Source organism: Hydrogenovibrio sp. (assembly GCF_049975065.1).
GTDB lineage: Bacteria > Pseudomonadota > Gammaproteobacteria > Thiomicrospirales > Thiomicrospiraceae > Hydrogenovibrio.
This window is the reverse complement of record NZ_JBNGDN010000070.1, coordinates 1-5,183: the sequence shown is the minus strand read 5'-3', so window position 1 is coordinate 5,183 and position 5,183 is coordinate 1. Positions and strand designations below refer to the sequence as shown.

5 protein-coding genes are annotated in these 5,183 nt (G+C 51.6%); 1 reads left to right on the top strand and 4 read right to left on the bottom strand.

The window, feature by feature from the left end; all coding sequences use genetic code 11:
* Positions 1-1,141 (top strand): TGS domain-containing protein (locus ACP5D0_RS08265; RefSeq protein ID WP_472365211.1); only part of this gene is annotated, 1,141 nt, incomplete at its 5' end.
* Between the two features lie 118 nt (positions 1,142-1,259).
* Here ACP5D0_RS08265 and pgl read toward each other — a convergent pair.
* The 4 genes from pgl to ACP5D0_RS08245 all read right to left on the bottom strand — a co-directional run.
* On the bottom strand, positions 1,260-1,946 hold the full coding sequence (gene pgl, locus ACP5D0_RS08260) for a 6-phosphogluconolactonase (protein WP_472365209.1): 687 nt from the start codon (positions 1,944-1,946) through the stop codon (positions 1,260-1,262).
* Positions 1,943-3,433: a glucose-6-phosphate dehydrogenase gene (zwf, locus tag ACP5D0_RS08255; RefSeq protein WP_472365208.1), complete on the bottom strand. Its 1,491-nt coding sequence runs from the start codon at positions 3,431-3,433 to the stop codon at positions 1,943-1,945. Before zwf ends, pgl begins: the two co-directional genes overlap by 4 nt.
* A gap of 2 nt (positions 3,434-3,435) precedes the next feature.
* A complete protein-coding gene (gene gnd, locus ACP5D0_RS08250) occupies positions 3,436-4,884 on the bottom strand; it encodes a decarboxylating NADP(+)-dependent phosphogluconate dehydrogenase (protein WP_472365207.1) in 1,449 nt (482 codons plus the stop codon).
* A 60-nt stretch (positions 4,885-4,944) separates the two neighbouring features.
* Positions 4,945-5,183: hypothetical protein (locus ACP5D0_RS08245; RefSeq protein ID WP_472365206.1), on the bottom strand; the 239-nt coding region annotated here is incomplete at its 5' end.

The window sequence follows — 5,183 nt, the reverse complement described above, 5'->3', positions numbered from 1 at the left end:
GGAGCAAAGCATTAATTTGGTGCGCCAAATGCTGGAGTACAACGACAACCCCGATCTACTCAATGAAATCAGCACCGAACTGCTCAGCGAACACATCTATGTGATGACGCCGACCAATGAGATCATTACCTTAAATAAAGGCTGCACCCCTTTGGATTTTGCCTATCAGATTCATTCCGAACTGGGCCATCGCTGTCGTGGGGCAAAAATCAACGGCAAAATCATGCCACTCACCTACCGCCTGAAAACCGGCGACATGGTTGAAATTCTGTCCGTCAAAGACGGCAAACCGAATCGAAACTGGCTGAATCCTAATCTGCATTATCTCGGCAGCAGCCGTTCGCGCACCAAGGTACGCCACTGGTTTAACCTGCAAAACAAGGAAGCCAATATCGAAGCGGGCGAAAGCTTGTACCACAAAGAGGTTCGACGCTTGCAGGCCGACAAAATACCAACGGAAAAATTGCTGGAACGCTTCAAACTGGACACGACCAATGACTTTTACGAAGCCATTGGTAAGGGTCAAATCAACGAACGGCAATTGACCAACGCCATCCAAAAACTCATCAAACCGGACGATAATCACCGCTCTACACTCATCAGACACAAACGGTTGTTAGAGCCAGAAGCATTGAATGATAATGCACCGGGTCAGGCCTATGTTGTCGGCGTGCCTCAACTGAAAACCACGCTGGCGCCCTGCTGCCATCCGACGGAATCCGATCAGATTATCGGATACGTTACCCGTGGACGCGGGGTTACGGTGCATAAGCAGGAGTGTCCGAACATCCTCAACCTGACTTACGAAGAACAACAACGTTTAATTGAAGTGGCGTGGCATGGCCAAAAACCCGAAGCACAAGCCTACGAAGCGCAACTGCATATTTTAGCCTTTGACCGCAAAGGCTTATTGCGCGATGTGATGAGCAAACTCACCGATTGGAACATCAACCTGATCAACTCCGACACCCATACCGATAAATCCGACGGCAGTGTGGCAATGACGCTGGAAATCGAAATCGAGCCAGACACCCATGTCGGCGACCTGTTGGACGAACTGGAGCAGATTCAAAACGTGGTCTCCACATCCATTAATCTGAATAAAAGCGCCAATGAAGCCGAATCCCGGACGGTTCACTGAGTCTACAGTGTCACCCTCGCGGGTTTTCGCTTATGTCTGAAATCTCCATGTCTGAAACTCCCAGGCCTGGTCAAAAGAGAATCCAGCAGACGGGTCGGATTGGAACCCCTGCGCCACTTTAAAGCGCGGCACTGTCAATCAGCACCCGTGTGGTTTGCCCCTGCACCCTTACGATTGGGAAATCCGCACCGGCCAGCCACTGCTTCACCGCTTCGCGCTTACCCGAACCGGTAATCAGCTTCAGCACCACTCGGCTACGACTTAAACGGTCATAAGACAAACTCACCCGATCCGGCGGCGGCTTGGGAGAATGATGTTCCGTCACCACCGAATCCGCTTCCGGGTGCAGGTGTCCCGGAAAAAGGCTCGCGGTGTGGCCGTCTTCCCCCATGCCCAGCAGCACCACATCAAAGGTTTCGATCCGATTGACGGTGTCACGATAGGCTTTAGCCGCCAGCTCCGCGCCGAGTTCAGTAGGCATAAAGTGAATGTTTTTTTCCGGAATGTCTCCCTGAAACAGCCAGGCCTGGGTCAAACTGACGCTGTTGCGTTCAGCGTCTTCAGCGGGCAGACACCGTTCATCACCCATGTAAATATGCCAATTATCCCAATCCGCCGACTGTTGCGCCAAACGCTGATAGCACAATTGCGGCGTAGTGCCGCCCGCCGTGACCAGCGTAAAGCGTCCGCGCGCACGAATCGCGTCATCCGCCAACTGCAACAAATGCTCGACCACATAGTCCGCCACGTCGTCCGGCGAGTCGAAAACGATCCAATCACTCGGCAATCCATTGATTTCCGTCATTTTTTCGCCTCGGATTCCGGGTGGGTGTGATATCGCCAAGCCTGCTCAACCGAATCAAACAGTTTGTTCGCCCCTTGCGGCCCCCAACTACCGGATTTGTAGCTGTCAATGTACCCGGTTTCCGTGGCCCAAACCTGAATCACCGGATCCACCACCTTCCAAGCCGCCTTCACCTCATCGTAACGCAAGAACAGCGAGCGATCGCCTTTTATCACATCCAGCAACAGTTCTTCATAGGCATCGTTTGGCGTTTCGCCATCGTGCCGCATGGACGCATCCAGACTGATTTGTTCGGTGTTAATCTCCAGGCCTGGCTGTTTCGCCATCATCTCGATTTTGATGGACTCATCCGGCTGGATACCGAAAATAATCCAGTTAGGTTCCATTTCCTGAATGTGCGAGTCACGGAAGAATTGCTTGGGCGCATGTTTAAAACAAATCGACACCAGCATTTTGTTTTTCGCCATATTCTTGCCGGTCTGAATGTAAAACGGCACCCCGGCCCAACGCCAGTTATCAATATACAGCTTCAAAGCGGCATAAGTTTCAGTCATGCTGTCTTCGGCCACCCCAGGCTCGTCCAGATAGCCCGGCACTGGCTGGCCGTGAATCTCACCCGCCGCATACTGAGCGCGATACGCCTGAGACGACACATTCTTCTTCAAAATCGGGCGTATGGATTTGAGGATTTTGACCTTCTCATCACGCAGATCCTCGGCATCCATCGAGGCTGGCGGTTCCATGGTCACCAACGCCAGCAATTGCAGCAAATGGCTTTGAATCATATCGCGCATGGCGCCGCTGGTATCGTAATAACCGGCACGGGTACCAATCGGGCGATCTTCGGCATGGGTAATCTGAATATGGTCAATGTAATTACGGTTCCAGAGAGGCTCCATCAGTAGATTGGCAAACCGGAACACCATAATGTTCTGCACCATGCCTTTGCCGAGATAATGGTCAATTCGGTAGGTTTGATCTTCATTCAGGTATTTATTCAACTGTACCTGCAACTGCTTGGCACTGTCCGAGTCGTAACCGAAAGGTTTTTCCAGCACCACCCGTTTCCAGCCATCACTTTCCGTTAACATGCCACTTTGACCAAGCTGTCTGACCACACTGGCAAAGTGATCCGGCCCCAACGACAGATAATAGACGGCGTTATTCGGCCAAGCGTCGGTGGCAATTAAATCCGCCAACGCACGATAAGCCTCCGCATCGTCAATGTCCATCTGAAAATAATCCAACCGGTCGGCAAAACGTTGATAGGTGGTTTCATCCATGCCGCCGCGTGCCAGCGGCTCCAAAGACTGTTTCACCACATCCAGCCAGTCCTGACGGCTCCAATCCCGACGTCCGATTGCCAGAATGCGCATCTCATCGTCCAAACGTCCGATTTGATCCAGATGGTAAAAACCGGGCATGAGTTTGGACAAGGATAAATTCCCCGTGGCACCGAACACCACATAGGTACAGGCTTGGGACATGATTACACCTCGTAAGTTGTCGAACTGACATTACCGCCGGAGCGAATCCAATCGGTATGGAAAAATTGACCGCGTGGCGCATCCACACGTTCATAGGTGTGCGCTCCGAAATAATCACGCTGTGCCTGCAACAAATTGGCGGCCACTCGCTCACTGCGGTAACCGTCAAAAAACGCCAGTGCCGAGCTCAATGCCGGGGTTGGAATCTGGCTTTGCACCCCAAAAACCACCGCCTGACGCCAATTGGCTTCCGCCGCTTTAATGGCCTGTTCAAAAAACGGTGCCTTTAACAGACTGGTCAGGTTGGCATCCGCATCATAAGCTTTTTTGATTTCGCCCAAGAAGGTACTGCGAATAATACAACCGCCGCGCCACATCAAAGCAATGCCGCCGTAATTCAGATCCCACTGAAATTCTTTCGCTGCCTGCGACATCAGCATATAACCCTGCGCATAGGAAATGATTTTCGCCGCATAAAGCGCATCATGAATGGCCTGCAACATGGCTTCCTTATCAACATCCAAGGATTGCTCGACACGGGGAAAGTGCTTGGCCACTTCCATTCGTTCATTTTTCAGGGAAGACAAGCAGCGCGCATAAACCGACTCGGTAATCAGCGTTAAGGGCACCCCCATTTCAAGCGAGCTGATCCCCGTCCATTTCCCCGTGCCTTTCTGCCCGGCGGCATCCAGAATCTTATCCACCAACGGCTCACCGTCTTCATCCTTAAACGTTAGAATATCTGCCGTAATCTCAATCAGATACGAATCCAGCACGCCACGGTTCCACTTGGCAAAAACTTCGCGACATTCGTCGGCCGACATGCCCAGCCCCTCTCGCATCAACTGATAGGCCTCGGAAATCAATTGCATGTCACCGTATTCAATGCCGTTATGTACCATCTTCACATAATGTCCGGCGCCTTCCGGCCCCACCCAGTCACAACAGGCTTCGCCTTCCGACTGAGCCGCAATGCCCTGCAGAATCGGCTTCACCAACGGCCAGGCCGCCGGGTCACCGCCCGGCATAATCGACGGGCCGTGACGCGCCCCTTCTTCCCCGCCGGAAACACCGGTGCCGATGAACAGCAAGCCTTTTTCCTGCAATTCGCGGGTACGTCGAATGGAGTCGGTGTAAAGCGAATTGCCGCCATCAATAATGACATCGCCTTTGTCCAGCAGAGGAATCAACTGCTCGATAAAGTGATCCACCACCTCACCCGCTTTGACCATCAGCATGACCTTGCGCGGGGACTTCAGACTGCCGACCAACGCCTCTAGCGAGTCAAACCCTTCAATCGGGCGATCCTCTACCCGGTGCTGAATAAATTCATCCGTTTTCGCTTTCGAACGATTAAACACACTGACCCGAAAGCCATGATCGGCCATATTCAAAACCAAATTTTGACCCATCACCGCTAACCCAACTAGTCCGATATCCGCTTGAGACATAACCACTCCAAAATTTTAAACTTTATAAAGAAATTAACGTAATTCGTTCGTGCCACCATATTAATCAATAACGATACACTTAAAAAGGGACTTTTTAATAAGAATAGCGATTTTTTTTGACAGGCATTTGAATTTGGCCAGCCTGGAGAGGAGTTCGTGGCAAAATCCAGACATTTTTTGACAAAAGGTAACGGGCATAGGATTTTCAGACATAAAAAAACCCGAACGAGTCGGGTTTTGAAATAGTGGCGTCCCGTAGGGGAGTCGAACCCCTGTTACAGCCGTGAAAGGGCCGTGTC